28 protein-coding genes are annotated in these 24,825 nt (G+C 62.6%); 21 read left to right on the top strand and 7 right to left on the bottom strand.

All coding sequences use genetic code 11. The features are described from left to right. Positions 1 to 35: 35 nt before the first annotated feature. The gene (locus B5526_RS02425; RefSeq protein ID WP_244562178.1) at positions 36 to 905 is read left to right on the top strand and encodes a lytic transglycosylase domain-containing protein; all 870 of its coding nucleotides are present in this window, start codon (positions 36 to 38) and stop codon (positions 903 to 905) included. Between the two features lie 386 nt (positions 906 to 1,291). After that, positions 1,292 to 2,032 carry a hypothetical protein gene (locus B5526_RS02415; protein WP_154071094.1) on the top strand — a complete coding sequence of 247 codons (741 nt, stop codon included), beginning with the start codon at positions 1,292 to 1,294 and terminating at the stop codon, positions 2,030 to 2,032. A gap of 125 nt (positions 2,033 to 2,157) precedes the next feature. On the opposite strand, the gene B5526_RS02410 is transcribed toward B5526_RS02415, so the two are convergent. Further along, the gene (locus tag B5526_RS02410) at positions 2,158 to 3,633 is read right to left on the bottom strand and encodes a DHA2 family efflux MFS transporter permease subunit (protein WP_079536576.1); all 1,476 of its coding nucleotides are present in this window, start codon (positions 3,631 to 3,633) and stop codon (positions 2,158 to 2,160) included. Positions 3,634 to 3,950: 317 nt separating this feature from the next. On the opposite strand from B5526_RS02410, the gene B5526_RS39670 reads away from it, so the two are divergent. From B5526_RS39670 to B5526_RS02380, 7 genes are all read left to right on the top strand, one after another. Beyond that, entirely contained in the window at positions 3,951 to 4,049 is a 99-nt protein-coding gene (locus B5526_RS39670) for a type II toxin-antitoxin system RelE family toxin (RefSeq protein WP_154071093.1), read from the top strand. A gap of 9 nt (positions 4,050 to 4,058) precedes the next feature. After that, positions 4,059 to 4,469: a helix-turn-helix transcriptional regulator gene (locus B5526_RS02400; protein ID WP_079536575.1), complete on the top strand. Its 411-nt coding sequence runs from the start codon at positions 4,059 to 4,061 to the stop codon at positions 4,467 to 4,469. Positions 4,470 to 5,155: 686 nt separating this feature from the next. After that, on the top strand, positions 5,156 to 5,404 hold the full coding sequence (locus B5526_RS02395; RefSeq protein ID WP_079536573.1) for a hypothetical protein: 249 nt from the start codon (positions 5,156 to 5,158) through the stop codon (positions 5,402 to 5,404). Positions 5,405 to 5,578: 174 nt separating this feature from the next. After that, entirely contained in the window at positions 5,579 to 7,075 is a 1,497-nt protein-coding gene (gene guaB / locus B5526_RS02390; protein WP_079536572.1) for an IMP dehydrogenase, read from the top strand. 137 nt (positions 7,076 to 7,212) lie between these two features. Next, a complete protein-coding gene (locus B5526_RS02385; protein WP_079536570.1) occupies positions 7,213 to 8,238 on the top strand; it encodes an NADP-dependent oxidoreductase in 1,026 nt (341 codons plus the stop codon). Between the two features lie 171 nt (positions 8,239 to 8,409). Further along, positions 8,410 to 8,580: a hypothetical protein gene (locus B5526_RS37330; RefSeq protein WP_154071092.1), complete on the top strand. Its 171-nt coding sequence runs from the start codon at positions 8,410 to 8,412 to the stop codon at positions 8,578 to 8,580. A gap of 1 nt (position 8,581) precedes the next feature. Continuing rightward, a complete protein-coding gene (locus B5526_RS02380; protein ID WP_079536568.1) occupies positions 8,582 to 10,852 on the top strand; it encodes a spermidine synthase in 2,271 nt (756 codons plus the stop codon). A 3-nt stretch (positions 10,853 to 10,855) separates the two neighbouring features. Here B5526_RS02380 and B5526_RS02375 read toward each other — a convergent pair whose 3' ends face one another. Continuing rightward, a complete protein-coding gene (locus tag B5526_RS02375) occupies positions 10,856 to 11,683 on the bottom strand; it encodes a metallophosphoesterase family protein (protein ID WP_079536567.1) in 828 nt (275 codons plus the stop codon). 204 nt (positions 11,684 to 11,887) lie between these two features. On the opposite strand from B5526_RS02375, the gene B5526_RS02370 reads away from it, so the two are divergent. Then, positions 11,888 to 12,199 (top strand): hypothetical protein, encoded by a 312-nt coding sequence (locus B5526_RS02370; protein ID WP_244562177.1) that lies wholly within the window; start codon positions 11,888 to 11,890, stop codon positions 12,197 to 12,199. Positions 12,200 to 12,282: 83 nt separating this feature from the next. On the opposite strand, the gene B5526_RS02365 is transcribed toward B5526_RS02370, so the two are convergent. Then, positions 12,283 to 12,996 (bottom strand): acriflavin resistance protein, encoded by a 714-nt coding sequence (locus B5526_RS02365; protein WP_433994617.1) that lies wholly within the window; start codon positions 12,994 to 12,996, stop codon positions 12,283 to 12,285. A 173-nt stretch (positions 12,997 to 13,169) separates the two neighbouring features. Here B5526_RS02365 and B5526_RS02360 point away from each other — a divergent pair, with 173 nt between their 5' ends. The 3 genes from B5526_RS02360 to guaA all read left to right on the top strand — a co-directional run bounded on the left by B5526_RS02360 (position 13,170) and on the right by guaA (position 16,727). Then, entirely contained in the window at positions 13,170 to 13,592 is a 423-nt protein-coding gene (locus tag B5526_RS02360; protein WP_079536563.1) for an MAPEG family protein, read from the top strand. A 35-nt stretch (positions 13,593 to 13,627) separates the two neighbouring features. Continuing rightward, a complete protein-coding gene (locus B5526_RS02355) occupies positions 13,628 to 14,929 on the top strand; it encodes an RsmB/NOP family class I SAM-dependent RNA methyltransferase (protein ID WP_079536561.1) in 1,302 nt (433 codons plus the stop codon). 202 nt (positions 14,930 to 15,131) lie between these two features. Then, positions 15,132 to 16,727: a glutamine-hydrolyzing GMP synthase gene (guaA, locus tag B5526_RS02350; protein WP_079536559.1), complete on the top strand. Its 1,596-nt coding sequence runs from the start codon at positions 15,132 to 15,134 to the stop codon at positions 16,725 to 16,727. A 97-nt stretch (positions 16,728 to 16,824) separates the two neighbouring features. Here guaA and B5526_RS02345 read toward each other — a convergent pair whose 3' ends face one another. The 3 genes from B5526_RS02345 to B5526_RS02335 form a co-directional block, all read right to left on the bottom strand. Then, positions 16,825 to 17,313, bottom strand: coding sequence for a hypothetical protein (locus tag B5526_RS02345; RefSeq protein ID WP_079536558.1), 489 nt, complete (start codon positions 17,311 to 17,313; stop codon positions 16,825 to 16,827). A 177-nt stretch (positions 17,314 to 17,490) separates the two neighbouring features. Continuing rightward, the gene (locus B5526_RS02340) at positions 17,491 to 18,093 is read right to left on the bottom strand and encodes a DUF6151 family protein (RefSeq protein WP_283807595.1); all 603 of its coding nucleotides are present in this window, start codon (positions 18,091 to 18,093) and stop codon (positions 17,491 to 17,493) included. Positions 18,094 to 18,100: 7 nt separating this feature from the next. Beyond that, on the bottom strand, positions 18,101 to 18,592 hold the full coding sequence (locus tag B5526_RS02335) for a GNAT family N-acetyltransferase (RefSeq protein ID WP_079536555.1): 492 nt from the start codon (positions 18,590 to 18,592) through the stop codon (positions 18,101 to 18,103). Positions 18,593 to 18,714: 122 nt separating this feature from the next. Between B5526_RS02335 and B5526_RS02330 the strand changes: the two genes are divergently transcribed. Next, a complete protein-coding gene (locus tag B5526_RS02330; RefSeq protein WP_079536553.1) occupies positions 18,715 to 19,095 on the top strand; it encodes a TfoX/Sxy family protein in 381 nt (126 codons plus the stop codon). A gap of 575 nt (positions 19,096 to 19,670) precedes the next feature. After that, complete coding sequence (locus tag B5526_RS02325) at positions 19,671 to 20,030, top strand: Imm51 family immunity protein (protein WP_079536551.1); 360 nt, start codon at positions 19,671 to 19,673, stop codon at positions 20,028 to 20,030. Between the two features lie 45 nt (positions 20,031 to 20,075). Here B5526_RS02325 and B5526_RS38610 read toward each other — a convergent pair whose 3' ends face one another. Next, positions 20,076 to 20,360 (bottom strand): hypothetical protein, encoded by a 285-nt coding sequence (locus tag B5526_RS38610; protein WP_079536549.1) that lies wholly within the window; start codon positions 20,358 to 20,360, stop codon positions 20,076 to 20,078. 63 nt (positions 20,361 to 20,423) lie between these two features. Between B5526_RS38610 and B5526_RS02315 the strand changes: the two genes are divergently transcribed. From B5526_RS02315 to B5526_RS02295, 6 genes are all read left to right on the top strand, one after another. Beyond that, the gene (locus tag B5526_RS02315; RefSeq protein ID WP_079536548.1) at positions 20,424 to 21,242 is read left to right on the top strand and encodes a class I SAM-dependent methyltransferase; all 819 of its coding nucleotides are present in this window, start codon (positions 20,424 to 20,426) and stop codon (positions 21,240 to 21,242) included. Between the two features lie 125 nt (positions 21,243 to 21,367). After that, on the top strand, positions 21,368 to 21,877 hold the full coding sequence (locus tag B5526_RS02310) for a hypothetical protein (RefSeq protein WP_079536546.1): 510 nt from the start codon (positions 21,368 to 21,370) through the stop codon (positions 21,875 to 21,877). 206 nt (positions 21,878 to 22,083) lie between these two features. Next, positions 22,084 to 22,236, top strand: coding sequence for a hypothetical protein (locus tag B5526_RS37320; protein ID WP_154071091.1), 153 nt, complete (start codon positions 22,084 to 22,086; stop codon positions 22,234 to 22,236). After that, positions 22,233 to 23,003 (top strand): SDR family NAD(P)-dependent oxidoreductase, encoded by a 771-nt coding sequence (locus tag B5526_RS02305; RefSeq protein WP_079536544.1) that lies wholly within the window; start codon positions 22,233 to 22,235, stop codon positions 23,001 to 23,003. Before B5526_RS37320 ends, B5526_RS02305 begins: the two co-directional genes overlap by 4 nt. Positions 23,004 to 23,137: 134 nt before the next feature. Further along, complete coding sequence (locus tag B5526_RS02300; RefSeq protein ID WP_079536543.1) at positions 23,138 to 23,896, top strand: SDR family oxidoreductase; 759 nt, start codon at positions 23,138 to 23,140, stop codon at positions 23,894 to 23,896. After that, positions 23,893 to 24,822, top strand: coding sequence for a sigma-70 family RNA polymerase sigma factor (locus tag B5526_RS02295; RefSeq protein WP_079536541.1), 930 nt, complete (start codon positions 23,893 to 23,895; stop codon positions 24,820 to 24,822). Before B5526_RS02300 ends, B5526_RS02295 begins: the two co-directional genes overlap by 4 nt. Positions 24,823 to 24,825: the final 3 nt, after the last annotated feature.

The raw sequence follows: 24,825 nt of genomic DNA, 5'->3' as shown, positions 1-24,825 counted from the left end.
TGGATCGGTACGATCTTGTTTTTTGCGACGGACAGATGAGCAGCAATTCGCGTCATATCGGAACCGGTTGCGTCGATTGGCGGCTGGAAGGACACGCGTTCTGGACACGGCGGATGTTAGCCGGCGCTCTGCTTGCCGCTGTGGCAGGTATGGTCAGTTTCGCTGCGGTTCACGCCGCGGACCAAAAGGCGTCGCCGGAGTCAGCCGCGGCTGCGGTCAGCGAGCCGAAGCCTCCCGAACAGCCGCAGCCGGCGGATGCGCCAAACGTGGACGCGCCGAAGTCGACCACCGAGTTGGGGCCTTCGTTCAGGGCGGCCGTCCGCGCCATGGTCGAGCAGGAAGTTCGAAGCACCGGCTTGCCGGCCGATCTCGCCGATGCGGTCGTCGACGTCGAGAGCAACTACAACCCGTCTGCGATCGGTGGTGTCGGCGAGATCGGCTTGATGCAGATCAGGCCGGGCACCGCGGCGATGCTGGGATTTCGAGGCAGCGCCGAAGAACTCGCCAAACCCGAAGTCAATATTCACTACGGCGTGACCTATCTGAGCAAAGCCTGGCGCCTGGCCAACGGCGACCTTTGCCGCACCTTGATGAAGTATCGCGCCGGGCATGGCGAAGAGGTCATGACCAAACGTTCGCAAATCTATTGCAATCGGGCCAAACTCCATCTCGCCGCGCTGGGCTCGCCGCTGGCGAGCGGAACGACGCCGCCCGCCATCATTCCACCTTCGGTGCTCGCCAACATCTCGGCCAGGCCGGCGCTGAATTCACCGAAGGACGTCTACGCGCAGTACAGGCAGGGCACGCCCGCGGCCAGCCGGGCCTTCTGGGCCGCGCACGAAGCCCGCATCCGTGCCATCAACGCGCGGATCGAGGCCAGATGGCACCGCGTGGCGTCACGCTGAAAACTCCCATCGCTTGCTGACCTAAAGCCCGACCGTCGTTTGCGACCCAACGGAGGCTCCGCGAAGCAATCCAGCCTTGTTTCCGCGATTATGGATTGCTTCGCAGCTTCCGCCTTCGCTCGTTGAGCTATGGCGGACAAGTTGCTCCTCGCAATGACGGGGAAGAGGTCGCGCCTCACGGCGACGTGGTGGGCCCATCTCGGACATCGGTGGCCAATCTTGCCGCGATGCACCGGTGACTGGCTTCCTGTTTGCTGCGGTGCGTTGGTCCGCTCATGGCAAGGTCTTGCCGAGAGAATCAATCGCAATCACGGGTTGCGGATGCATTCCTTTCATAGGTACCATCCAGGCGTGTAGCATAAAGCTACGCACAGGGAGGATTATGCATGACCAAACATAGGGGCTACTACGACGACGATGGCAACGAGCACGACTACGGCCAAGACCTCAGTGACAACGAGCACAGGGATGACGGCGAACACCGGGGCCGTGAAGATGGCAATGACGATGCTTCGGTCCATCGGTACGGCACGCTTGACGCCAATGCCATCGATCCTACGCATCCCGGTCAGATGTATTTCGGAAATGGAAACCTGGCGACCGGCTACGAGATCGCGGATAATGCGAAGGAGCACGTCGAAGTCGGCCTGAAAGTCCATCAGCGCGGCGGGATTGGTGATCAGACGCCGACCTTCGATAGCCATGGAGACCCGATCTACACGGAAGCGGCGGGCCTCCAGACCCCGACACGGGCGAACTGGAACTTCGATTTCAGCGCAGACACGAAGCTCGGCGGTGGCAACCATACTTTGAGTCAGTTCGACTTCAGGATCACGGTGGCCAACGGCACGCACTCCGAGACGTTCGATCTGGCCAAGGACGGCAGCCACGTCTGGATCAGCGAGCAAAATCCGACCCACGGTTTTGGCGGGGATGATTTCACGCACCCGGCAAGCCCCGGCGTCGTTGCCTCACAGGCGGAAAATTCAGTGAATTTGGCGTTCCATGCGTTTGATGATTTTGGGTCGCACCGTCTGGATGCGGGCCAGCATTATGAGATCACCTTGCAAGCATTAGAGCATCACGAGCAGATTGCTGCTGTTCACAGCTTTGTTGTGCTCGCCTAGAGCAGACGCCGAGCGGCTGTTTCGCCGCGCTTATCCTTAGTACCCCGTTGCGACGCGCTAATGCGCCGCGACGGGTTTTTTTCTGCGGTACATGAGTCCGTTCATGGACTTTTGACACTCGCGATTCACCCCAATCTCTGATCCCGCGCGTCTTCGGTGGTTTCGCTTGCGGCTTTCGCCACGGCCTTGGCCGCTTCCTTGCGGCTGGAAATCTCGACCGCCTGGCGGCCGGAGATTTCGTGGCCGGCATCGTCAGGCATCTGCCAGAAGAAATAGGCCGACGCCGCCGAGATGATCGAGACCACCAGGAAGGCCGGCGCGAATGCATCGGCGGTCAACTCGGTCGCGTGATGCAGCATCAGCGTGGTTTCCACCGAGAACGCACCGACCGCGACACCGGCCGAAATCGCCAATTGCTGGTTGACGCTGACGAGCGTGGTGGCCCGGCTCATCTGCGCCGGGTCGATCTCGGCATAGGCGACCGTGTTGATGGCGGTGAACTGCAGCGAGCGGAAGAAGCCGCCGACCACCAGGATGATCATGATCAGCAGCAGCGGCGTGGTCACCGTGAACAGCGCGCAAGCGGCAAGGAAGAGCGAACTGACGACGGCGTTGATGGTCATCAAGTTCCGGAAGCCGAAGGTGCGTATGATACGCGCGGCCAGCGTCTTCATGCCCATCGCGCCCACCGCGGAGGCGAACGTGACAAGGCCCGATTGAAACGGCGACAGGCCGAACCCGACCTGCATCAGAAGCGGCAGCAAAAACGGCAGCGCGCCGATGCCGAGGCGAAACATGAAGCCGCCGATGATGGCGGCCCGCATCGTCGCCAACCGCAGCAGCGAGAAATCCAGTACCGGCGACGCGGTTCTCCTTGCGTGGATCACGTAGAGCGTCATTGAAATGGTGCCGATCGTGACCAGCGCGGCGACGATGGTCCAGGGCAACAGACTGAGGCCGGCGACCGACAGCCCGAACGCGATGCCGGCAAGCCCGATCCCCGCCAGCAGCAGCCCGTAAAGATCAAAACGTTCGGGGTTCTCGCTCTTGATCGGGTCGATGTAGCGCATCGCCATGAAGATGCCGAGCAGGCCGATCGGGATGTTGATCAGGAAGATCCAGTGCCAGGAGAAATAGGTGGTGATGAAACCGCCGAGCGGCGGACCGATCACCGGCCCGATCAGCGCCGGCACCGTGACCCAGGCCATCGCGTTGACCAGCGCGCTCTTGTCGATCGAGCGCAACAGCACCAGCCGCCCGACCGGCGTCATCATCGCGCCGCCGAGGCCCTGCAGGATGCGCGCAATGACAAAATCGGTGACCGAGGAGGACAGCGCGCATCCGATCGAGCCCACCATGAAAACCGCAATCGCGATCGAGAACACCATCCGGGCGCCGAAACGATCGGCGGTCCAGCCGCTCGCCGGAATGAAGACCGCAAGCGACAACAGATACGAGGTGATCGCAAGCTTCAGGGTCAAAGGGCTGGTGCCGATATCGGCCGCGATCGCCGGCAGCGAGGTCGCAATGACCGTCGAATCCATGTTCTCCATGAACAGGGCGGTAGCCACGATGAGCGGAATCAGGCGTTGTTTGTTCATGGAGATTCGAGGAAACCGGCGGGAGCAGGGGGCTGTAGCACCCCCTTGCCCGGGAGGCTATTGCCGATGTCGCGCGAGGTCTAATACTGCGTGACCTTACGCGCAGTGCCCATATATCGCATTATGCGAAATTATGGTTGATTTTTTAATCGCATTACGCGATAGTCACCAAGTGAAAGAGATCGAGTTCACTTCCGCCGCGGTCCGGCAGTGGCGCAAATTGACCGCGACGACACGCGCCCAGATCGACCTCAAATTGAAGGCATTTGCGGAGACCGGCAACGGCGATGTGAAAGGCGCTCAAAGGCGCGGCCGGAATGCGCCTGCGTTCCGGCGATTGGCGTGTCCTGTTCACGATCAAGGGCGACACCATTACAATTCACGCGGTCGGACACCGCCGCGAAATTTACCACTGAGAGGAGATCATGGCAAAAGCCGGCACCGTAAAGAGCAAAGTCCAGTTCATCCACACGCCCGGCGGCGACGATCTCGCCGTGCTGCCACGCAGCGAGTATGATCGGTTGGTCGTCCTTGCCGCCGAGGCGCAGGAGGATGCCGCCGCGAGCCGGATCGTCCGGAATTCCGCGCGCGCGCTGAAGGAAGGCCGGGAGGTCGCATTGCCAAAGGCCGTCGCTGATCGCCTCGCAAACGGCGACAACGCGGTGCGCGTCATCCGCGAATGGCGCGACATGATTCAGGGCGAACTGGCCGCGGCCGTCGGCATCAGCCAGAACTACCTGTCCGAGATCGAAAATGGCCGACGCAAAGGACCCGCCGAATTGCAGAAGAGATTCGCCCGCGCGCTGGGCGTGCCGATAGACATTTTGATCGAATAAGCTCAGACGACCGACGATCCTAACCGCGTTTGGGCAGTGTCACCAGGCACCACCCGCGATGGTAGTGGGCTCCTTTGCGCCGCCTTAATTTAACGAACTCTGGAAACGTTGACGTGCTGTAAGCTTGGGAGGGAAAAGCGTGACAAACCAAAACCCATCCGTCGATGCGCCGAACAATGGGAACGAAAAAGAGCGGCTAGAGCTGAAGATTTCACGGCTGGATATTTAGTTGAAGAAATTAGAGTTGAAGAAATTAGAGTTGAACGAAAAATGAAGCGGGTTGAAGTCGTTTCATTTCTTCTCCCGCGTTCTTGAGCACAGTAATTACCGCAAACGTCGCCATAGCGGCAGCTTTAATTACGTGGACAAATGGCAAAGCTCAGCAGGACATAGAGCTTCGGAAGCTTGCTCTAGAAAACCAAAAATTTGTTTTCTCTCAGATTGAAAAAGCTGTGCAGGGAGGCAATCCGTCCGATGTCAGGAAGAACCTAGTATTGTTGATCGATCCGGGCCTCTTGTCTGATCCGGACGGTATTCTTCGACGACAGCTAGCCCGCGCAGAAGAAATTCCGACGTTGCCACAATCAAAATAGCCCGCTACCCCCGCGATTTGATGCTGGCTCGGCTATTGCCCAAAGCGGAATACCACCTAAATCCAGCGTGATACCGCCGCCGGAGACCCGACGATGATCTATATCCTCGCAGCGCTGGTGCCGCCGCTTGGGCTGCTTTTGAACGGGCAGCCATTTTCGGCGATTTTCAACCTGGTCCTGATCGTGTTTTGCGTGATTCTGGGGCTGGTTTTCCACGTTCTGCTGCTGGTGCCGTCGGCGCACGCGCTGATCGCGGTTCATATGAAGCGGGAACAACGCATGCATCGGGAGGTGGTCGAGGCGATCCGCCGGCGCGGCCCGCCGCCGGGTTATCCGCGCTGAAACAGGCGCTGCGGCCTTTGATTCGACCCCTTTGAATTGTCATGGGGGCATGCTATCGACCACCGCCAACCCTACCGATGGGCTCGATTCGACGGTGATGCCATCCGCATCGCCGAAGGCGGCGTTCATCCCTTAGGTTCTAGCGCGGCGAATGGCCGCTGAACGGAGTTGGCAATGGCGGTTGTGCAGGGACTTCACGGGATACGCGAAGCCTTTACGTTCGACGATGTGCTGCTGAAACCCGGCCTTTCGGATGTCCTCCCCTCCGAGGTCGATATAAGGTCCCACGTCACCCGCGCCATTGCGCTCAATATTCCGATCATTGCTTCCGCGATGGACACCGTCACCGAAGCGCGCATGGCGATCGCCATGGCGCAGGCCGGCGGCGTCGGCGTCATCCATCGCAATTTCGATCCCGAAGGCCAGGCCGCCCAGGTGCGGCAGGTCAAGAAGTACGAATCCGGAATGGTGGTCAATCCGCTCACCATCGGTCCCGACGCAAAACTGTCGGACGCGATGGCGCTGATGAAGGATCACGGCTTTTCCGGCATTCCGGTGGTGACCGGCGGGGCCAAGGGCGTGCCGGGCAAACTGGTCGGCATCCTCACCAACCGCGATGTGCGTTTTGCCACCGATCCGAACCAGAAGATCAGCGAACTGATGACGCACGAGAATCTCGTGACGGTGCGCGAAGGCGTCAGCCAGGACGAAGCCAAGCGGATGCTGCACAAATTCCGCATCGAGAAGCTGTTGGTGGTCGACGACCAGTACCGCTGCGTCGGCTTGATCACTGTGAAGGATATGGAAAAGGCGGTCGCGCACCCGCTCGCCTGCAAGGATGGGCAGGGGCGTTTGCGCGTCGCGGCCGCGACCACGGTCGGCGAGGGCGGTTACGAACGCACCGAGCGATTGATCGACGCCGGCGTCGACCTGATCGTGGTCGATACCGCGCATGGCCATTCCTCGCGGGTATTGGAAGCCGTCAACCGCATCAAGCGGCTCTCCAATGCCGTGCAGGTGATCGCCGGCAACATTGCGACCCAAGAGGGCGCGCAGGCGCTGATCGATGCGGGCGCCGATGCGATCAAGGTCGGCATCGGGCCGGGTTCGATTTGCACCACGCGGATCGTCGCCGGTGTCGGCGTGCCGCAGTTGACCGCGATCATGGATGCGGTGGAAGCCGCAAAGAAAGCCGATGTGCCGGTGATTGCGGACGGCGGCATCAAATATTCCGGCGATCTGGCCAAGGCGCTCGCCGCCGGCGCCGACATCGCCATGGTCGGCTCGCTCTTGGCCGGCACCGACGAGACGCCGGGCGAAGTGTTTCTGTGGCAGGGCCGTTCGTATAAGGCCTATCGCGGGATGGGCTCGGTCGGCGCGATGGCGCGCGGCTCGGCCGACCGTTACTTCCAGCAGGACATCAAGGACACCCTGAAGCTGGTGCCGGAGGGCATTGAGGGCCAGGTGCCCTACAAGGGTCCGGTCGGCAACGTCATGCATCAGCTCGCCGGCGGCCTGCGCGCCGCGATGGGATATGTCGGCGCAAGAAATCTCGCCGAATTCCATGACAAGGCGCAGTTCGTGCGCATCACCGGCTCGGGCCTGCGCGAAAGCCACGTCCACGACGTCACCATCACGCGGGAAGCGCCGAACTATCCCGGCGGGGTGTAGGGCTTCGGCCCCCCGCGCGCACCGTCATTGCGAGCGCAAGCGAAGCAATCCATTATTGCCGCGGAAGAGAGCTGGATTGCTTCGTCGCTTGCGCTCCTCGCAATGACGGGAAGCAACAAAAACCGGAGGAAACAACAATGACCCAATCCGCAAAACGCGTCGTTCTCGCCTCTCGCCCGGTCGGCGAGCCGAAACCGTCGGATTTTCGCATCGAGGACTACACGGCGCCGCCCCCGGGCGACGGCCAGGTTCTGTTGCGCACCATCTGGCTGTCGCTCGATCCCTATATGCGCGGGCGTATGAACGACGGCCCGTCCTATGCGGCGCCGGTGCCGGTCGGCGGCGTCATGGAAGGCGGCACGGTGGCCGAGGTCATCGCGTCCAACAATCCCGGCTTTGCCAAGGGCGACATCGTGCTTTCGCGCGCCGGCTGGCAGACGCATGCACTGTCCGATGGCAAGGGACTGGCAAAAATCGACCCGAAGCTCGCACCCGTCTCGACCGCGGTCGGCGTGCTCGGCATGCCCGGCCTGACCGCCTATACCGGCCTTTTGGAGATCGGCAAGCCGCAGGCCGGCGAAACCGTGGTGGTGGCGGCGGCCTCCGGCGCGGTCGGCTCGGCGGTCGGGCAGATCGCAAAAATCAAGGGCGCGCGGGCGATCGGCATCGCCGGCGGCAAGGACAAATGCGATTACGTCAAAAACGAACTCGGTTTTGACGATTGCCTCGATCATCGCGATCCCGATCTCGCGGCGAAATTGAAGGACGCCTGCCCGAAAGGCATCGACGTCTATTTTGAGAATGTCGGCGGCGCGGTGTTCGAGGCGGTGTTTCCGCTGCTCAACACGTTCGCGCGTGTTCCCGTCTGCGGCCTGATCGCGCATTACAACGACACCGAGGCGACGGTCCCAAAATGGGCGGCCTCGATGATGCGCGCGGTGCTGACAAAACGCCTGACCATCCGCGGCTTCATCGTCGGCGATTTCGCCGCGCGCCATGGCGACTTCCTGCGCGACATGTCGGGCTGGGTGCGCGAGGGCAAGGTCAAGTACAAGGAGTTCGTCACCGACGGCCTGGACAGCGCGCCGGCTGCGTTCATGGGGCTTCTCAAGGGCGCCAATTTCGGCAAGCAATTGGTGCGGGTCGGCCCGGACAAAGCGTAATCCGACCGGCAATTTGCCGGCGTTTGTTAATGCGTCATAAAGATCGAACGATAGGCGGCCGCATCGGCTCTCGCCCGGTAACAGCCTCTTAAGCAAAGCTGCCTACTGTTCCGATTTGACGCACGCGGCGAAGCCACGATCAACATCTCGACCGCCTTTGCCTATAACCTGATGGGCACGCTGTTCGGCGGCGTGATGGAATATAATTCGATGTATTTCGGATTTGCGTTCCTCTATCTGCTCGCCCTGGGATTTTACTCGCTCGCCTGGCTGTTCTCGCGAAGGTCGCTGTCGCTCAAAGGCGCCGGTCTTCGCCAGGCCGCCGGCGCCGGCCAGGCGTGACATGTCTATTTTTGAAAACGCGCCGGATCGTGTGATTCCGGTTGCGGATCGGGAGGCGATTTCTGTTCGGTTCGCGCCCACGCTTTACGCGCTGACCTTGTTCGCTTCGGCGCTGCTATTGTTCTCGATCCAGCCGATGTTCGCCAAGATGGTGCTGCCAAAACTCGGCGGCGCGCCGGCCGTGTGGTCGGTGGCGATGGTGTTTTTCCAGACCGTCCTGCTCGCGGGCTACGCCTACGCCCATGTGCTGGAGCGGCTGTTGTCGCCGCACCGGGCGGCGCTGTTTCATCTGCTTCTGATCGGCGCCACCGCCACGACGCTGCCGATCGCGATCGCCTCCGGCTGGGGGGCGCCTCCGTCGGAGGGTATCGCGTTCTGGCTGTTCGGCCTGTTCGCGGTCTCGATCGGATTGCCGTTCTTCACGCTGTCGGCGAGCGCGCCGCTCTTGCAGAGCTGGTTCGCCGCAAGTGGCCATCCGCAAGCCGGCAACCCCTATGTGCTCTATGCGGCTTCCAATCTCGGCTCGTTTGCCGCGCTGTTCGCCTATCCCGTCGTGGTCGAACCGCTGCTGACCTTGAAGACGCAGGCCGCCATCTGGTCGCTCGGATTCGGCATTCTCGCGGTGCTCATCGCCGCCGTCGGGCTCCTGACCGCGCGCACCGCGGCTGCGGCTGTGACAAAAATCGAGGTCGAGCGCGACGACGCGCCGAGCGTGGGCCGGAGGCTGCGCTGGATCGGGCTGGCCGCCATTCCCTCCGGCCTCGTGATCGCGGTCACCGCGCATCTGACGACGGACATTGCCGCCGCGCCATTTCTGTGGGTGGTGCCGCTGGCGCTTTATCTGCTCACCTTCGTCGCCGTGTTTCGCGAGCGCCCCTTCATCTCCCATGCGACCGTGGTCCGGCTGACCCCGTTTGTGGTGGCGCCGCTCGCGGTCAGCCTGATCGGCGGGGAGAGGGTTTTTTGGGTGACGACGATCGCACTCAACCTCTTAGCCTTCACCATGCTGACGCTGACATGCCATGGCGAACTCTATGCTATCAGGCCAAAACCGCACCGGCTGACCGAGTTTTACCTGTGCACCTCGGCCGGTGGCGTCATCGGCGGCGCTTTCTCGGGCCTTGCGGCGCCGTATCTGTTCAACGGCAATTACGAATATCCGATCCTGGTCGCGGCGGCGCTATTGTGCATGCCCGGCTTCTTTGCCGGCGGCCCGCGCAAGGCGCTGGCCGAGGCACTGCCATGGCTCGCGCTCAGCGCCGCGCTGACGCTCGCCTGGTATCTTACGCGCCTGCATCTGCCGGCGACCTGGGATATGTGGTTTCAGATCGTATCGGCAGCGTTGGCCGCTGGCATGCTGTTCCAGCACAGCCGGCCGGCGGGGTTCTTTGCGCTGGCGATCCTAAGTTTCGCCGTGACCGCGTTCTGGCGTCCGGGGATCGCCCCGATCGAGACCGCGCGCAGTTTCTTCGGCGTCCACAAGGTCGTCGAAGTCGCCGACGGCAGGGCGCGCGCGCTGTACCACGGCACCACGATGCATGGGGCGCAGCTGTTGCGGAACGACGATGGCACCCCTCGCAGCGGGCCGCCGATCCCATTGACCTATTACTACGCCGGCGGCCCGATCGCGGAGGCGATCGCCGCCGCGCGCGACGTGAAAGGTGGCTTCGATCGCGTGGCGGCGGTCGGGCTCGGCACCGGAACGCTCGCCTGTCTCAGCCACAGGGGTGAGCGCTGGACCTTCTTCGAGATCGATCCGGTGGTGGTCCGCATCGCCCGCGATCCGCGTCGGTTCGACTTTCTGTCGAGCTGCGCGCCCGAGACGCCGATCGTGCTTGGCGATGCGCGTCTGACGCTCGAGGCCTCGCGCGACCGCTACGATCTGATCGTGCTGGATGCCTTCTCATCCGACGCGATTCCGGTTCATCTGCTGACGCGCGAAGCGTTTGCCGGCTATCTGTCAAAACTGTCGCCGCATGGCGTGATCGTCGCGCACATCTCCAACCGTCACCTCGATCTCGCACCGGTCGTGGCCAACGTCGCGCAGACGCAGGGGCTTGTGGCCTTCTTGCGGGAAGACAACAGCGCCGGCGATTTCCTCAAAGGCTTCAAAACCAATGCCCGCGTCGTGGTGTTGGCGCGCGACGCCGGCGATACCGGAAGCATCGCCGGAAAATGGGCGCGCCTGCAGCCGGACCCGAAGGCTGCGACCTGGAGCGACGACTATTCCGATATTTTGACGGTCATGCTGCGCAAAAAATTCGGCTGGTAATCTTTACTTCTTCAATAGCGAATCCGCATCGACATCGACCTGGCCGGGCGCGCGCACATGCAGCACCTCAAAGCTGTCGGGCTGGAAGCGGTACTCCACCATCCCGACCTCCTTGATGCCGATCACCTCCTGCCGCGCATCCGAGATCACAAAACCGGCCGACGGCGCCCAGATGTGCCGGACATGCGCATGGGTAAAATCCCGGCGCTGATGGACATGGCCTGAAGCGACCAGCCGCAGGTCGACGGCACCCAGCATCTTGATCAGGCGGCTGCGCGCCGGCATCGGCACGTAGCGGATCGAGGTGGCGGCGAGCTCGGGATCATCGGGCGCATTGAGAAACAGCGGCTTGTGCAGGAACAGCGCCACCGGCTTGCCGCCGGCGCTCGCGAGCTGCGACGCCAGCCAGTCGAACTGCTCGGCCTCGCTCGCAAGGGCGGTGTTCATCACAAGCGAATTAAGTCCGACAAACCGCCAGCCGGCGGCCTCGAACCGCCAGCGGTCCTCACCGAAAGCGGCGACATAGGCTTGCCTCGTCTGTTCCGTGACAGGTTGAGACGGCGCAGGACCCACCGCGGTCGGGTTGTCGCCGATGTCATGATTGCCGGGCAGGGCGCGGCAGGGGACCGGGAGTGCGGCATGCAGGGTTTTGGCGAATTCGAGATCGTCGCGGCTGGTCGGGCCATTGAAGGCGAGATCGCCGCTGTTGACGACGAGATCGGGCCGTTTGGCGTCGATATATTCGCTCACGCGGTGAAAATTGTCGGTCAGCGATTGGTAGCGGCGGGCAAGGTGGGTGTCGGAAATCTGGATCAGGCGAAATTCGGGCATGCACCATTCCTTCCGGCCCCCTCGGAGGGCGCGACGAAGACGAAGATCCGCCGTCGCCCGGCGGCGCCTGGGCGTGGCCCAAAGGCCACAATCGTTTTCAAATAGAACAGACTAGCGTCCCAGGTGCTTGACCAGGGCCCCAAGAGATTGAAACAATAAGATAATTTATAGGCGTGACAGATGTTTGAATTGATTATTTTTTGCGTGATCGCGCTGGCGATCGGTTATTGGGCGACGCTCTTTCTGATGGGCCGTCGCGAAGACGTTCTGCACGGCGATTTCGTCGAGGGCAAGGAACGGCCTGAGCCCGCCGCGACGCAGCTGCCGACGACGCAACTGCCGACGACGCAACTGCAGACGACGCAAGCGCCGACGACGCAACTGTCGACGACGCAACTGCCGACGATGAAAGCGCCGACAAGGCAAGCTTTGAAAGCGCGTCCTGCCAGCGTTGAGCGGCTGCAATCGCTGCTCGCCGCAATCAAACAAGATTTGAAGGATGCCGCTCAGATCTAGCGGCGGATCAAGCGATCGTGGCTCTATCTTTTTTTGAGCATGATCTTTTCGGAAAACCGGTATCCACTTTTCCGGATCATGCTTTAGAGCACGCGATAGCGGATCGCAAAGGCGTCGTTCTGCTCGCGGCGCGTTTCCTCGCCCTTGCCGGGGGCGGCGACGCGGTCGGCGAGGTGCCATGGTCCGAACGCTTCGGAGCGGCTCGGGCTTGCCGCTAGCCGGAGCTTGAACTCGCACTGGGCCTTGCCCGGCAAGTTCACGACCACCACGCGGTCGCGGGTGCGATAGTCCAGCGCGACCGAACCCTTGAGCACGCTGCGGCCGTTGCCGTCAGGCGCCAGCGCGCCCTGCACCTGGGCCAGCGTCTGGTTGCGGTCGGTGTGCAGCTCGATCTGGGTGTCGGCGATATCGGACAACGCCGCCTTCGGTAGCCGGATTTCGAACTCGACCGCGGGGTTGGACGCGTTGATGCCGAGATAGGCCAGCGCCGCATGCCGCATGTCGTAGGCCACAAACGCAAGCAGGCCGAGGACGGCGGCTGTCGCCAGGCCGTGTTTGAGAATGTCGCGCAGGCTGCGATAGCCGCTGCGAAAATACACCGACAGAACGATCGCGACCGCCAGCGCCGCGGCGACGCCGGCAAGGGCCGACATCGCGATGCCGAGCGAGCCGTCGGGGCTGTCGTCGGCGAACAGGCCCCAGCTGTCGCCGACCAGCCTGAGGAACGAGGTCACGGAATCGCCGGGAAAGGAGGCCGCGTGGGCCGCGCCGGTCAGGATCGGGGAGGACAGGTTCATCGCAGCGCTCGCCGGTAGCGTCAGAGTCTAGTCGGACTGAAATCATGGGAACTGACTAACATCAGTCTCCGGAGAGTTAATTATGGTTCAATCCGGCTGCGGTCACGATTGGTTGTCAGGGAGAGGTGCTGCGGCTATAGCGGGCGGCTGCATCGGCTTGGGGAGGAATTCCAATGTCAATTCAAATGGTTTTGCTGCCGGTCTTCGTCCTGATCGGGCTGACATTTGCGCTCCTGTTGTGGATGGTCGGCGCCCGCCGCAACGCGCTGGTCGGCGGCGAGACCAAGATCAGGGATATCGCGTTAGGTCAGCCAAACTGGCCTAACCGCGCCACCCAGATCGGCAACTGCTACAAGAACCAGTTCGAGCTGCCGCTGTTGTTTTACATCCTGATCGCGCTGGCGATGCCGTTGCGTCACGCCGATCTGTTCATCGTGCTGATGTCGTGGGTGTTCGTGGTCACGCGCTTTGCGCATGCCGGGATTTTCGTCACCTCCAACGATCTCGGGCAGCGCTCGACGGTATGGCTCGCCGGTGTGCTGGTGCTGCTCGCGATGTGGATTTACTTCGCGCTGAAGATTTTGCTGCTGATTTGACGCGCGCCTCGTTGTCCTCGTACTGAAAGCTATAAATGACTCCCGCAGCCAGGCTCTCCGCGGCCATCGAACTGATAGAGACCATCGATGCCCAGCGCATCCCGGCGGCGAAGGCGCTGAAGGAATGGGGCACCGCGCATCGCTACGCGGGATCGGGCGATCGCGCCGCGATCTCCGGGCTGATCTGGGACGTGCTGCGGCGTCGTGCGTCGAGCGCCTGGATCATGGAGGAGGATACGCCGCGGGCACGCACGCTCGGCATGCTGAAGCTCGAACGCGGCATGAATGTCGATGATATCGCCGCGTTGTGCGATGGCGGGCGCTTTGCGCCGGAGCCGCTCAGCGAGCGCGAGCGCGCCGCGCTCACCACGCGCTCGCTTATCGATGCGCCGGCGCACATTGCCGGCGATTATCCGGAATGGCTCGATCCATATCTGGCGCAGGCCTTTGGCGATGACCGCGCCGCGGAAGCAGCCGCGATGGCGAGCCGCGCGCCGCTCGATCTCCGCGTCAACAGCCTGAAGGCCAAACGCGAGAAGGTTCTCTCTTCGCTAAAACATCTCGGCGCGCAGCCGACGCCGTGGTCGCCGCTCGGGCTTCGCATCGAGCTCGGCGCCGACGCGCGCAATCCCGGCATCCATGCCGAGGAGGATTTTATCAAGGGCGCCATCGAAGTGCAGGACGAGGGCTCGCAGCTCGCGGCGCTATTGTCGGCGGCAAAACCCGGCGAGCAGGTGATCGACCTCTGCGCCGGCGCCGGCGGCAAGACGCTTGCCATTGCCGCGATGATGCAGGGCAAGGGAAGGCTGATCGCGACCGATCACGACAAGCGCCAGCTTGCGCCGATCCACGAGCGGCTATCCCGCGCCGGCGTCCACAACGCCGATGTCCGCACTCCCAAGGGCGAGGGCGATACGCTCTCCGACATCCGGGCCTCCGCCGACCTGGTCCTGATCGACGCCCCCTGCACGGGAACCGGTACCTGGCGGCGCAATCCCGATGCCAAATGGCGGATGCGGCCCGGGGCGCTGGAGGTGCGGCTGAAGGACCAGATCGAGGTGCTGGACCGCGCCGCGCCCCTGATAAAACCGGGCGGGCGGATCGCCTATATCACCTGCTCGGTGCTGCCGCCGGAAAACGCCGGGCAAGTCCGCGCCTTTATCGGCCGCCATCCGGAGTTCGCCGTGGTGCCGCCGGCCCAAGTCGCGACCGCCCTGTGGGACAAAGCGGAGGAATTTACCGCCGCCACGCTGCAGTCGCCGGAGGGGCTGTTGATGACCCCGCGCCGCACGGGAACCGACGGGTTTTTCGTGTCGGTGCTCAGAAGGCAGGCATAGCCTGAGCCCGTGACCTATCCACCGTCATTGCGAGGAGCCCTCTTGTCCGCCGAAGCCCCGCCTTCGGGCGAAGGCGGATGCGACGAAGCAATCCATCCCTCCGGGCAAAAAAGCGTGGATTGCTTCGCTTCGCTCGCAATGACGGCTGGTGGACGGCTCCCTAAGGGTTGCGGGACCGCCCCCCGTCGTTTACTTCCTTCCCATGACAGCAGCACAGCCAGCCCGCGAGCAGAGCGCCCCCACGGCCTCGGCGCATGACAAGATTCTGATCGTCGATTTCGGCAGCCAGGTCACGCAACTGATCGCGCGGAGGGTGCGCGAAGAGGGCGTCTACTCCGAGATCGTGCCGTTCCAGAAGGCGGAAGCTGCGTTCAAGGAGATGAAGCCGAAGGCGGTGATCCTCTCCGGCGGTCCGGAATCGGTGCACGAAAAGGGCTCGCCGCGCGCGCCGCAATTAATCTTCGATTCCGGCGTTCCCGTGCTCGGCATCTGCTACGGCCAGATGACCATGGCGGCCCAACTCGGCGGCGAAGTCGAAGGCGGCCACGCCAGAGAATTCGGCCGCGCCGATGTCGAGGTCAAGGCCGCGAGCCAGCTGTTCGATTCCACCTGGTCGACCGGGGAGCGCCATCCGGTGTGGATGAGCCATGGCGACCGCATCACCAAAATGCCGCCGGGTTTTGCCGTCGCCGGTACAAGCGCCAACGCGCCGTTTGCGGTCATTCAAGACGAGAAGCGCAAATATTACGGATTGATGTTCCATCCCGAAGTCGTGCACACGCCCGACGGCGCCAAGCTGATCCGCAATTTTGTGCGCAAGGTCGCAGGGCTTGCCGGCGACTGGACCATGCGCGCGTTTCGCGAGGAGGCGATCGAGAAAATCCGCAATCAGGTAGGCCCGGGCAGGGTGATCTGCGGCCTGTCCGGCGGCGTCGATTCCGCGGTCGCGGCCGTGCTGATCCATGAGGCGATCGGCGATCAGCTCACCTGCGTGTTCGTCGATCACGGCCTGCTGCGGCTCAACGAGGCCGAGACCGTGGTTGATCTCTTTCGGCATCACTACAACATCCCGCTCGTTCACGTTGACGCGTCAAAGCAATTCCTGGGCGAACTTGCCGGCGTCAGCGACCCCGAACAAAAACGCAAAACCATCGGCCGCCTGTTCATCGATGTGTTCGACACTGAAGCAAAAAAGATCGGTGGCGCGGAGTATCTGGCGCAAGGCACGCTCTATCCCGACGTGATCGAAAGCGTTTCCTTCACCGGCGGCCCGTCGGTGACCATAAAATCGCACCACAATGTCGGCGGCCTCCCTGAGCGCATGAACATGAAGCTGGTCGAGCCCTTGCGCGAACTGTTCAAGGACGAGGTGCGCGTGCTCGGCCGCGAGCTCGGCCTGCCGGAAATTTTCGTCGGCCGCCATCCATTCCCCGGCCCGGGCCTCGCCATCCGCTGCCCCGGCGAGATCACACGCGAAAAACTCGACATCCTGCGCAATGCGGATGCCGTCTATATCGACCAGATCCGCAAGGCCGGCCTCTACGACAATATCTGGCAGGCGTTTGCGGTGCTTCTGCCGGTCAAGACGGTGGGCGTGATGGGCGACGGCCGCACGTATGAATACGTCGTGGGCCTGCGCGCGGTCACCTCGACCGACGGCATGACCGCCGATTTTTATTCCTTCGACATGAAGTTTTTAGGCGAAACCGCGACCCGCATCATCAACGAGGTCAAGGGCGTCAACCGCGTGGTCTATGACGTGACGTCAAAGCCGCCGGGGACGATCGAGTGGGAGTGACGGGGAGTACTATGGAATAGAGTGGGATAGAGCAGCGTATTAGCTGCGGTATTGCGCATCGGGCGCGCGCAAATCTTGATCGTCGACCCACGCTGCGCTATGCCGTCCGGCCTTTCGCAAAGGTGATCTTCCATGCAGGGCTGAAGAAAACTACACATAAAAGAAGCGGATAAAGCACGGGTAATACAAGGTATATTACGCTAAATATTATTAATCGTGCCAGGCCGGAAGCACCAATCGAACCTATGTCGTAAGTACCTATCGAAGCTATGATAGGGAGGGTAAAGAAGGAAAAGACGGACGATAGGATCAACAATCCACCGTACACAAGGCTCAATGCGCGCGCCCATGGGCGCAGTGCGAACATTCCGATACCTGTGATTAGCCCGACGATGCCCGTTGCCAAACTCAGAAGAGAGAACGTCAAGGGGGCTACGGGGATCTCGAAAAGGCCTACCCGCAATAACTCGTACATCAGGACGAGGAAATGGAGAACCTGGAACAGCCCGTTAAGGATCCCGAGACCGCCGAAGATGATGGTGAGGACGGCTATCGCGGTCATTCCACCCGTGCGGTGCCTTTCCACGCTCGCCTCCTGCTACAGAATTTTCGACGGCAATGTCGGCCGACGTAAGTAAAGCCGCTTAGCATATTCAAAGTCGGCCGTGAAGAACGTCGATCTCACGCTGGATTGAGATAGTTGCGGCCCATGCGGTGCTCGGCTTTGAGATGGCCGAATTTACAAATCGAGTGACCAAGCGGATCAAAGAGCGGCGCGCTCGCTCGGCGTCAGCACGCGCGGCACGGCGCGCGGAGCCTTGGTCCGATCGTCGAAGAACGGTGTGGGCCGACCGAGCCCGCGCATCCACCAGCCGAGCAACTTTGGCGCACGGCGGACGAAAACCCCGACAGACGGCGGACCGGGCGCGTTAGGCGGGAGCGGCCCGACTGCGGAGCGTTCGTAGATGCTGCAGATCGGCGGACCGAGCGCCTCGTCCAGGGAACGACTGTCGGCCTCCTGGTCCATGAAGGAATGAATTACGCCGACGACCGGGAAGCCCGGCCCAGCGGCGCTGTTGGCAATCGGCGTCCGGCAACATTCGGTGTACCAGCGCAAGACCCTGTTGGAGAAGCGCAGGCAGCGCATGGCGTCTGTGCCCGCGGTGAGCTTCACGCGCGCGGGCGGCATGTGGAAGATGTTCGTTCCGCCCGCGGGGTCGAGCACGTCCGCCCGATCGAGGAAACGCGCGAACGCCTGGCAATCCCTGCAGTAGCAGATGAAGCGGAAGCCGGTGGATGGGGAGACGTTGCTTGCGACGCCGCGCATGCGGCCGCACCGGCACCGAAGCGGAAAGTCCAAGGGCATGGGAGGCTCACTTCAGGCGGACGCGGGCCCCTGTCGACACAGAGTCCAGCTCAAGGTGGAGGAACTGATTGAACTCGCTCTGCGCATAATAGTCGAATGGTCCGCCGTCGACAAAACCATGCTTGCGGTAGAGCGCGAGCGCGGGTTCGAACGCCGGACCGCTGCCGGTCTCGAGGCTCAGTCTGCGGACGCCGCGCCTTCGTGCCTCGGCGATGATATGTTCGAGTATCGCGGTGCCCACTCCGCGTCCGACGTGGTCGGGGTGCGTGCGCATCGACTTCACCTCAGCCGAGTGCGCATCGATCTGCCGAAGCGCGCCGATCCCGCAGGCCTCGTTGCCTTCCCAGACGGTCCAAACGGTGACGTCCGGCGCCTTGAGACCGGAATAGTCGAGAGCAAACACGTGGCCGGGTGGCGAGTTGGCGTGCATGCCTTCAAGATGCAGGCGCAAGAGCGCTTGGCTGGCGGCACTGGAAAGATCGTCCGGACGGATATCCATGTCGCTCCCCGAACTAAACCGCGCGTCGGTTGCAAATGAGAGTTGATAAAGGCAACTATTGGACCATCGTCACTGCTATCCTGCCAGAGTTGAGACCGCCGGGCCAGGACTGAGGATGGAGGATGGTTGCCAGCGACAGCTTTGCGGAGTTCCTGCGCGAGCAACTCGCTCCGCTCGGCCGCGTGACCATGCGGCGTATGTTCGGCAAGACCGGCGTGTTCTGCGACGGTGTGATGTTCGGGATGGTGACTAACGACACCCTGTACTTCCGGGTTGATGAACACAACCGGGCAGCCTTCGAGGAAGCCGAGCCGTTTCCCCCGCTCAATTACGGGAAGAAGGGCCGCACCATAGACCTCTCCTTTTGGCGCGCGCCGGAGCGGCTGTTCGACGAACCCGATGAGCTTGTCACGTGGGCGCGAACCGCGCTGGCGGCGGCCGGTCGGGTCGCGGCGAAGAGGGAACGGACGGCGCCAGGGCGAACATCCCCGCGGCGGCGTTGACTCCTTTTCCATGCCTCAATCGTCCTCATCCCCCTTCTGCTGGTGGTTCTGTATCAGCGGGCAAACGACTGAATAATAGATCAGAAGGGGCGAAGAGGGCCAACCTCCAGGCAACACCCACGCGTTCGCCGATTTTTTCTTGATTCATCTCGGAGTTGCACAGCGATAGAGTTCGCGGGGGTCATGCCGGGCTGACGATATTTTTCAGCCACTAGGTCGACAACACCGTCGTCGCCGGAGATGCTAAAAATCGACCAATCGATATCGATAGTGACTGAAACCCGGAGTGACTGAAACCCGGTAGATTTCGAAGCGCGAAAATTTGCCTTCAAAATCATTAGCCGAAATTTCTGACGGATCGGGCGGCGGGCTTTGGCCGTACGCAGAAGAAAGTTGCTCCGATAGATCGGCGTGTTAGCGTGCGTCAGAATAATCGAATGGGAGTGTAAGGGTGGGATGCCGAACCGGAGCGCCGTGCGCCTCCCGAGTCGCCGTCACGGTCGAGCCGAACTGACAATAGACGTTGAACGGATTGTTGTTGTCATCCAGCATAGTATTCGGAGATATCACAGCAAATGCCAGATAGCGACCGAACGGATAAGAGCAGCTATGCTCCGTTCATCTTGGTGGATCGTGGAAAACATAAATCACTCATCCTTACCGACCGTGACATGATTGCGAAGGCGCACGTCTTCGAAGAGCGGAAAGCCGAAGGCTGGATCGGCAGCGGCTATGATTGGACTTCCATCGCTCAGGTGTTGCTGACTGAGCAACTGCCTGACCTGCAAAGCAATATTTCCTTTGATCCCGAGGCGGGAATGTTCTCAGCCGGCGGAGCGCGTCCGGCGCTGGAACGTCTCGCCACGGTTATGTTGGCGGCGTTTGAGAGCGATGAAATCCTCCGAGATCTGTTGTCCCGCGCCGAGCTTGATTGATCTGCGTCAACCGGCGCCGGCGCAGGGGAGGAACGGGCATGGATGTCAGATTAGTCCCGCATGGGACTTTTGCTGAACGGAAAGTACCTCGATGAAATCCACGCTTCCTGCTTGTTGCCAACCAGCGCATAAAGCTCTCGCTTCGAAACGCGCGCGTGCGTGGGCGATCTCAAGCGTGCTCGTCGCCGCGTGGCCACTCGTCATGAACGCCGCGAAGGCCGCTTCAAGCATGCGCCCGCGCACCGCGGTTTCGTCGCCGCCTTGCGCCGTTTTGACGTCGATGCCGTAGCCATCATCCTCTCCCTTGACACTGGTACCGGATAGTACCATATCTACGGCGAGGTGGTACCTATTGGTACCAAGACGCGGTACTATCCCTACTGGAGAACTCCCATGAACGACACGACCAGCATGGTGCGCCGGCACTATAGCCCCACGGGCCTCACCGACCGCATCAAGGCGGCGCTTGCGGCCGTCACGCCCGAAGATCAGCCGCTGACCGTCACCCAGCTCGCGCCGCTGGATCAGTTCCACACACGCGGCATCCTCGCCACGACCGAACTGGCCGGCGCCGCCGGCCTGGAGCCCGCGACCCGCGTGCTCGACCTGGGCTGCGGCATCGGCGGACCGGCGCGCTATCTCGCCACGACGTTCGGCTGCCAAGTGAGCGGGGTCGATCTCAGCCCCGGCTTCATCGACGCCGCCGCCTATCTGACAGCGCGCTGTGGGTTGTCTCAGCGGGTGACGTTCCAGGTCGGGGACGCCCTGCATCTCACCTTCGAGGACGGCGCGTTCGATACCGTGTTCCTGCAGCACGTGGCGATGAATATCGAGGACCGCGCCGCGCTCTATGCCGAGGTCCGACGGATCCTGGCGCCGGGCGGGCGGTTCGCTACGTACGACCTGGTGCTGCGCGACGGCGACGTCGTCTATCCGGCCCCTTGGGCGCGCGACGCCTCGACGAGCTTCTTGTTCAGCGAGGCCGACACCCGCGCGGCGATTGAGCAGGCGGGGTTCAAGGCGGTCCTCTGGCGCGACGACACCCAGACCGCGCTCGACTGGTTCAAGGCAGCCATGGGCGCCCCACCGCAGAGCGGACCGAACCTCGGGGTGGTCATGGGTCCGGACTTCCCGGCCATCACCGGCAATCTCGCCCGCAACATCCGTGAGAACCGCCTGGGCGTGCTCTCCGCGGTCCTGACCCGCGACTGAAGCCTATCGCCGCCCGGTCTTCTAGGGCCGTGAGGAGCGAAGCGCATTGATGGCGGAACCGCGCAAGGTGCTCGCTTCGTTGTTAGGCGCGGTCAATGGCTGGAATTCTAACTAAGGAGACCCTCATGTCGCCGCAACTCTGCTTCTTCGTGAGCATCGCCTTCAGCTTCATCGCGTGGGGGATCGTCACCGCTCGCTACATCTGGCCAGAACTCCGCCTCCGGCAACGGGCCGAAGCGTTGCGGCCTGTGCTCGTCCTGCACAGCTTCCGCTTCATGGGGTTGGCGTTCTTGGTCCCAGGGGTCGTGTCGCCCGATCTGCCGCCTGCCTTTGCGCAGTCCGCGGCCTATGGGGACATCATTGCGGCGACACTCGCGTTGCTTTCGCTGCTATCGCTGCCACGTGGGGCTGGCGTTGTCACCGCATGGATCTTCAATCTCTGGGGTTCAGCCGATCTCCTGAACGCTTTCTACCAGGCCAATCACGCCGGGCTCTTGGCGGGGCAATTGGGAGCCACCTATTTCATTCCGACTTTCGTTGTGCCGTTACTGCTGATCACGCACGGGCTCGTTTTCCGGATTCTTCTGCAACATCAAAATGAATCCGCAAAACAGGAAAGCCGGCACCCGGCATAAGGCATCTCGGCCATCGCGAGCCGCAAACAGGAGGCGCGGCGGCTTTCAACAACCGCGCGCCGTCGCGGCCGCGTGACTCCTTTTCCATGCCCCGATCGTTCTAGCTTCACCTAGAGCGTGATGACTTTAGGTTGAGGCACAGCGGTGACTTCTCCCTCGCCCCGCTCTTGCGGGGAGAGGGTTGGGGTGAGGGGCTGTTTCCGCGAATGCTGAAGCACAACGTATGCGGAGAATCCCCCTCACCCGGATCGCTGCGCGATCCGACCTCTCCCCGCAAGCGGGGCGAGGTGATCGAACTTGCGCAGGCGACGATTCAACTCAAAATCATCACGCCCTGGACAGTGGAGCAGAACCGATGAGCAAAGAGAATGTCGTCACCGACGGAAGCCGTGGCCTCGGCCTCGCAGACAGTTCAGTTCTGGTCACCGGCGCCAACCGCGGTATCGGACAGGCGCTGGTCGAGGAAGCCTTAAGCAGAGGTGCGAAGCGGGTGTATGCCGGGACGCGCCAGCCCTTGGTGCATCCGGATAAGCGCGTCACGCCGCTGACCCTTGACGTGACCGACGCGGCGCAGATCAAGGCGGCCGTCGAGAAGGTCTCCTCTCTCGATATCCTCATCAACAACGCCGGCTTGGCGCTTTATGATGATTTGAGCGATCGCGCCGCGCTCGAACAGCAGCTCGCGGTCAATCTTTTTGGCACGCATGGTGTGACCCAGGCTTTCCTGCCGTTGCTTGCTCGTTCAAAGGGAGCCATTGTCAACATTCTGTCGGTCGCGGCCCTTGCCGCCTTGCCGGTGATTCCGGCCTACTCGATCTCGAAGGCGGCCGCGTTCTCGCTGTCGCAATCGCTGCGGGCGCTTTTGGCCCCTCGCGGCGTGCGCGTTCATGCCGTGCTGACCGGCCCGGTGGACACTGATATGTCTCGCGGCCTCGACATTCCGAAGGCCTCACCGGCCTCGGTCGCGCGAGCGATCTTCGACGGGGTGGAGAAGGGGGAGGAGGACATCTTTCCGGATCAAATGTCGGCGACCATGGCGGAGAGCTGGCGCGGCGGCGCGGCCAAGGCGCTGGAGCGCCAATATGCGGCGCTGGTTGACTCCTTTTCCGGGCCTCGATCGTCTTAAGCGTACCTAGAGCATGATCCGGAAAAGTGGGTACCGGTTTTCCGAAAAGATCATGCTCAAACAAAAAGATAGAGCGGGATGACGATTCGAAGAAAAGTCATCCCGCTCTAGACATCAGACACCGGAGCAAACCGATGAGCCTCAAAGACAAAAATGTCGTCGTCACCGGCGGAAGCCGTGGCCTTGGCCTGGGACTGGTCGAGGCGTTGGTCGCGCACGGCGCAAAAGTGACGGTCGTCGCCCGCGGCGCGGACGCGCTCCAGGCAGTCGGCGCGCGGCTGGGCGTCGCCACCGTCACCGCCGACGTGACGGACGAGGCCGCTGCCCACCGCATCCTTAGCCAGGTTCGACCGGACATCCTGGCGCTGAACGCCGGCGCGACGCCGCTTATGGGCCGGTTGGACCAAATCAGCTGGGCGGATTTCACCGCGACCTGGGAGACCGACGTCAGGGGTGGGCTCTATTGGCTGCAGGCCGCACTCAACGTGCCGCTCAAGCCCGGAAGCCGCGTCCTGGTGGTGTCAAGCGGCGCGGCCGTCAACGGATCGCCGATGTCGGGCGGCTATGGCGGCGCCAAACGCATGCTCTGGTTCATGGCCCAGTACGCCAATAGCGTCTCGCAGCAGAGGGACCTGGGGATCAATTTCCAGGCGATCGTGCCGCGGCAGATGGTGGGTGGAACCGGGGTCGGCGACGCGGCGTCTACCGCCTATGCGGGGCACCTGGGCCTCACGCTCGAAGCGTACCTGGCCCGCTTCGGCGCGCCGATGCCGCCTCGCGACTTCGGCGAGAAGGTTGTTTCCGTGCTCGACGACCCGAAATATGCCGAGGGCCTCGCCTTCGGGCTCAAGGGCGACACCGGAATAACAATGCTTGAGGGAGCGGCGGCTTGAGCGCAGGACGACCCCCACGAAACGACGACCGCCGGGCGGAGCTGCTCGCTCTGGCCGGCGAGCTGCGGCCCGAGCTGCATCGCTATAGCGCGCGTCTCATGGGATCGGTCATCGACGGCGAGGATGTCGTGCAGGACACGCTCGCCCGGGCCCTCGTGGCGTTGGAGGAGTTGGAGGAGATGCCGCCGCTTCGACCCTGGCTGTTCCGGATCGCGCACAACCGCGCGCTCGACCTGCTGCGCGGCCGGACGGTGCGCCTGACGGAGCCGATCGACGCCGCCGCCGATGTCGCCGACGAGGCGAGCCCTGATCCCGTGGAAATGCTGATGCGCCAGGAAGCGGTGAAGACCGCGGTGTCGCGCTTTGCCGAGCTTCCCACCACCCAGCGCAGCGTCGTCATCCTGAAGGACGTGCTCGACGAGCAGCTCTCAGAGATCGCCGCACTCCTTAACCTCACCGTCGACGCCGTGAAGGGCCATCTGGCGCGGGGTCGCGCGCGTCTTCGCGAGATCAACGCGCAAGCCGCCACGCTTGCCGAGCCGCGCCCGGCGTCCGCTGCGGTGGCGCGCTATGTCGCGCTGTTCAATCAGCGCGACTGGGATGGCCTGCGGGCGATGCTCGCCCACGACGTCAAACTCAATCAGGCCACGCATCCGCTTCGCGTCGGCGCCGCTGACGTCGGCATGTTCTTCTCGATCTATGCCAAGATCGATGGCGTCTGGCTGGCGCCGGCCTGGCTCGAGGGAAGGGAAGTGATCGCGGTGTTCGAAGACCGCGCCGATCAGAAGCCGAGCTACATCATGTGGCTCGAGTGGCACGACGGCCGGATCAGTTTTATCCGCGACTACCGCTATGTCCGCTACGTCGCCGCCGATGCCGAGCTGGTGCTGGCGCCGGACGCGAAGCCGGCAGGCGAGGGGGAGTGAGGG

The sequence above is a fragment of the Bradyrhizobium lablabi genome (assembly GCF_900141755.1).
In the GTDB taxonomy this organism is placed as follows: domain Bacteria; phylum Pseudomonadota; class Alphaproteobacteria; order Rhizobiales; family Xanthobacteraceae; genus Bradyrhizobium; species Bradyrhizobium lablabi_A.
The sequence above is the reverse complement of the archived record's forward strand: the minus strand, read 5'-3'. Positions and strand labels throughout refer to the sequence as shown.

Excerpts from the sequence above, each read along its gene's own strand:
- B5526_RS02425 (WP_244562178.1), top strand. The coding sequence starts at position 36 with ATGAGCAGCAATTCGCGTCATATCGGAACCGGTTGCGTCGATTGGCGG.
- B5526_RS02415 (WP_154071094.1), top strand. The coding sequence starts at position 1,292 with ATGACCAAACATAGGGGCTACTACGACGACGATGGCAACGAGCACGAC.
- B5526_RS02410 (WP_079536576.1), bottom strand. The coding sequence starts at position 3,633 with ATGAACAAACAACGCCTGATTCCGCTCATCGTGGCTACCGCCCTGTTC.
- B5526_RS39670 (WP_154071093.1), top strand. The coding sequence starts at position 3,951 with ATGCGCCTGCGTTCCGGCGATTGGCGTGTCCTGTTCACGATCAAGGGC.
- B5526_RS02400 (WP_079536575.1), top strand. The coding sequence starts at position 4,059 with ATGGCAAAAGCCGGCACCGTAAAGAGCAAAGTCCAGTTCATCCACACG.
- B5526_RS02395 (WP_079536573.1), top strand. The coding sequence starts at position 5,156 with ATGATCTATATCCTCGCAGCGCTGGTGCCGCCGCTTGGGCTGCTTTTG.
- guaB (WP_079536572.1), top strand. The coding sequence starts at position 5,579 with ATGGCGGTTGTGCAGGGACTTCACGGGATACGCGAAGCCTTTACGTTC.
- B5526_RS02385 (WP_079536570.1), top strand. The coding sequence starts at position 7,213 with ATGACCCAATCCGCAAAACGCGTCGTTCTCGCCTCTCGCCCGGTCGGC.
- B5526_RS37330 (WP_154071092.1), top strand. The coding sequence starts at position 8,410 with ATGGGCACGCTGTTCGGCGGCGTGATGGAATATAATTCGATGTATTTC.
- B5526_RS02380 (WP_079536568.1), top strand. The coding sequence starts at position 8,582 with ATGTCTATTTTTGAAAACGCGCCGGATCGTGTGATTCCGGTTGCGGAT.
- B5526_RS02375 (WP_079536567.1), bottom strand. The coding sequence starts at position 11,683 with ATGCCCGAATTTCGCCTGATCCAGATTTCCGACACCCACCTTGCCCGC.
- B5526_RS02365 (WP_433994617.1), bottom strand. The coding sequence starts at position 12,996 with ATGAACCTGTCCTCCCCGATCCTGACCGGCGCGGCCCACGCGGCCTCC.
- B5526_RS02360 (WP_079536563.1), top strand. The coding sequence starts at position 13,170 with ATGTCAATTCAAATGGTTTTGCTGCCGGTCTTCGTCCTGATCGGGCTG.
- B5526_RS02355 (WP_079536561.1), top strand. The coding sequence starts at position 13,628 with ATGACTCCCGCAGCCAGGCTCTCCGCGGCCATCGAACTGATAGAGACC.
- guaA (WP_079536559.1), top strand. The coding sequence starts at position 15,132 with ATGACAGCAGCACAGCCAGCCCGCGAGCAGAGCGCCCCCACGGCCTCG.
- B5526_RS02340 (WP_283807595.1), bottom strand. The coding sequence starts at position 18,093 with ATGCCCTTGGACTTTCCGCTTCGGTGCCGGTGCGGCCGCATGCGCGGC.
- B5526_RS02335 (WP_079536555.1), bottom strand. The coding sequence starts at position 18,592 with ATGGATATCCGTCCGGACGATCTTTCCAGTGCCGCCAGCCAAGCGCTC.
- B5526_RS02330 (WP_079536553.1), top strand. The coding sequence starts at position 18,715 with ATGGTTGCCAGCGACAGCTTTGCGGAGTTCCTGCGCGAGCAACTCGCT.
- B5526_RS02325 (WP_079536551.1), top strand. The coding sequence starts at position 19,671 with ATGCCAGATAGCGACCGAACGGATAAGAGCAGCTATGCTCCGTTCATC.
- B5526_RS38610 (WP_079536549.1), bottom strand. The coding sequence starts at position 20,360 with ATGGTACTATCCGGTACCAGTGTCAAGGGAGAGGATGATGGCTACGGC.
- B5526_RS02315 (WP_079536548.1), top strand. The coding sequence starts at position 20,424 with ATGAACGACACGACCAGCATGGTGCGCCGGCACTATAGCCCCACGGGC.
- B5526_RS02310 (WP_079536546.1), top strand. The coding sequence starts at position 21,368 with ATGTCGCCGCAACTCTGCTTCTTCGTGAGCATCGCCTTCAGCTTCATC.
- B5526_RS37320 (WP_154071091.1), top strand. The coding sequence starts at position 22,084 with ATGCTGAAGCACAACGTATGCGGAGAATCCCCCTCACCCGGATCGCTG.
- B5526_RS02305 (WP_079536544.1), top strand. The coding sequence starts at position 22,233 with ATGAGCAAAGAGAATGTCGTCACCGACGGAAGCCGTGGCCTCGGCCTC.
- B5526_RS02300 (WP_079536543.1), top strand. The coding sequence starts at position 23,138 with ATGAGCCTCAAAGACAAAAATGTCGTCGTCACCGGCGGAAGCCGTGGC.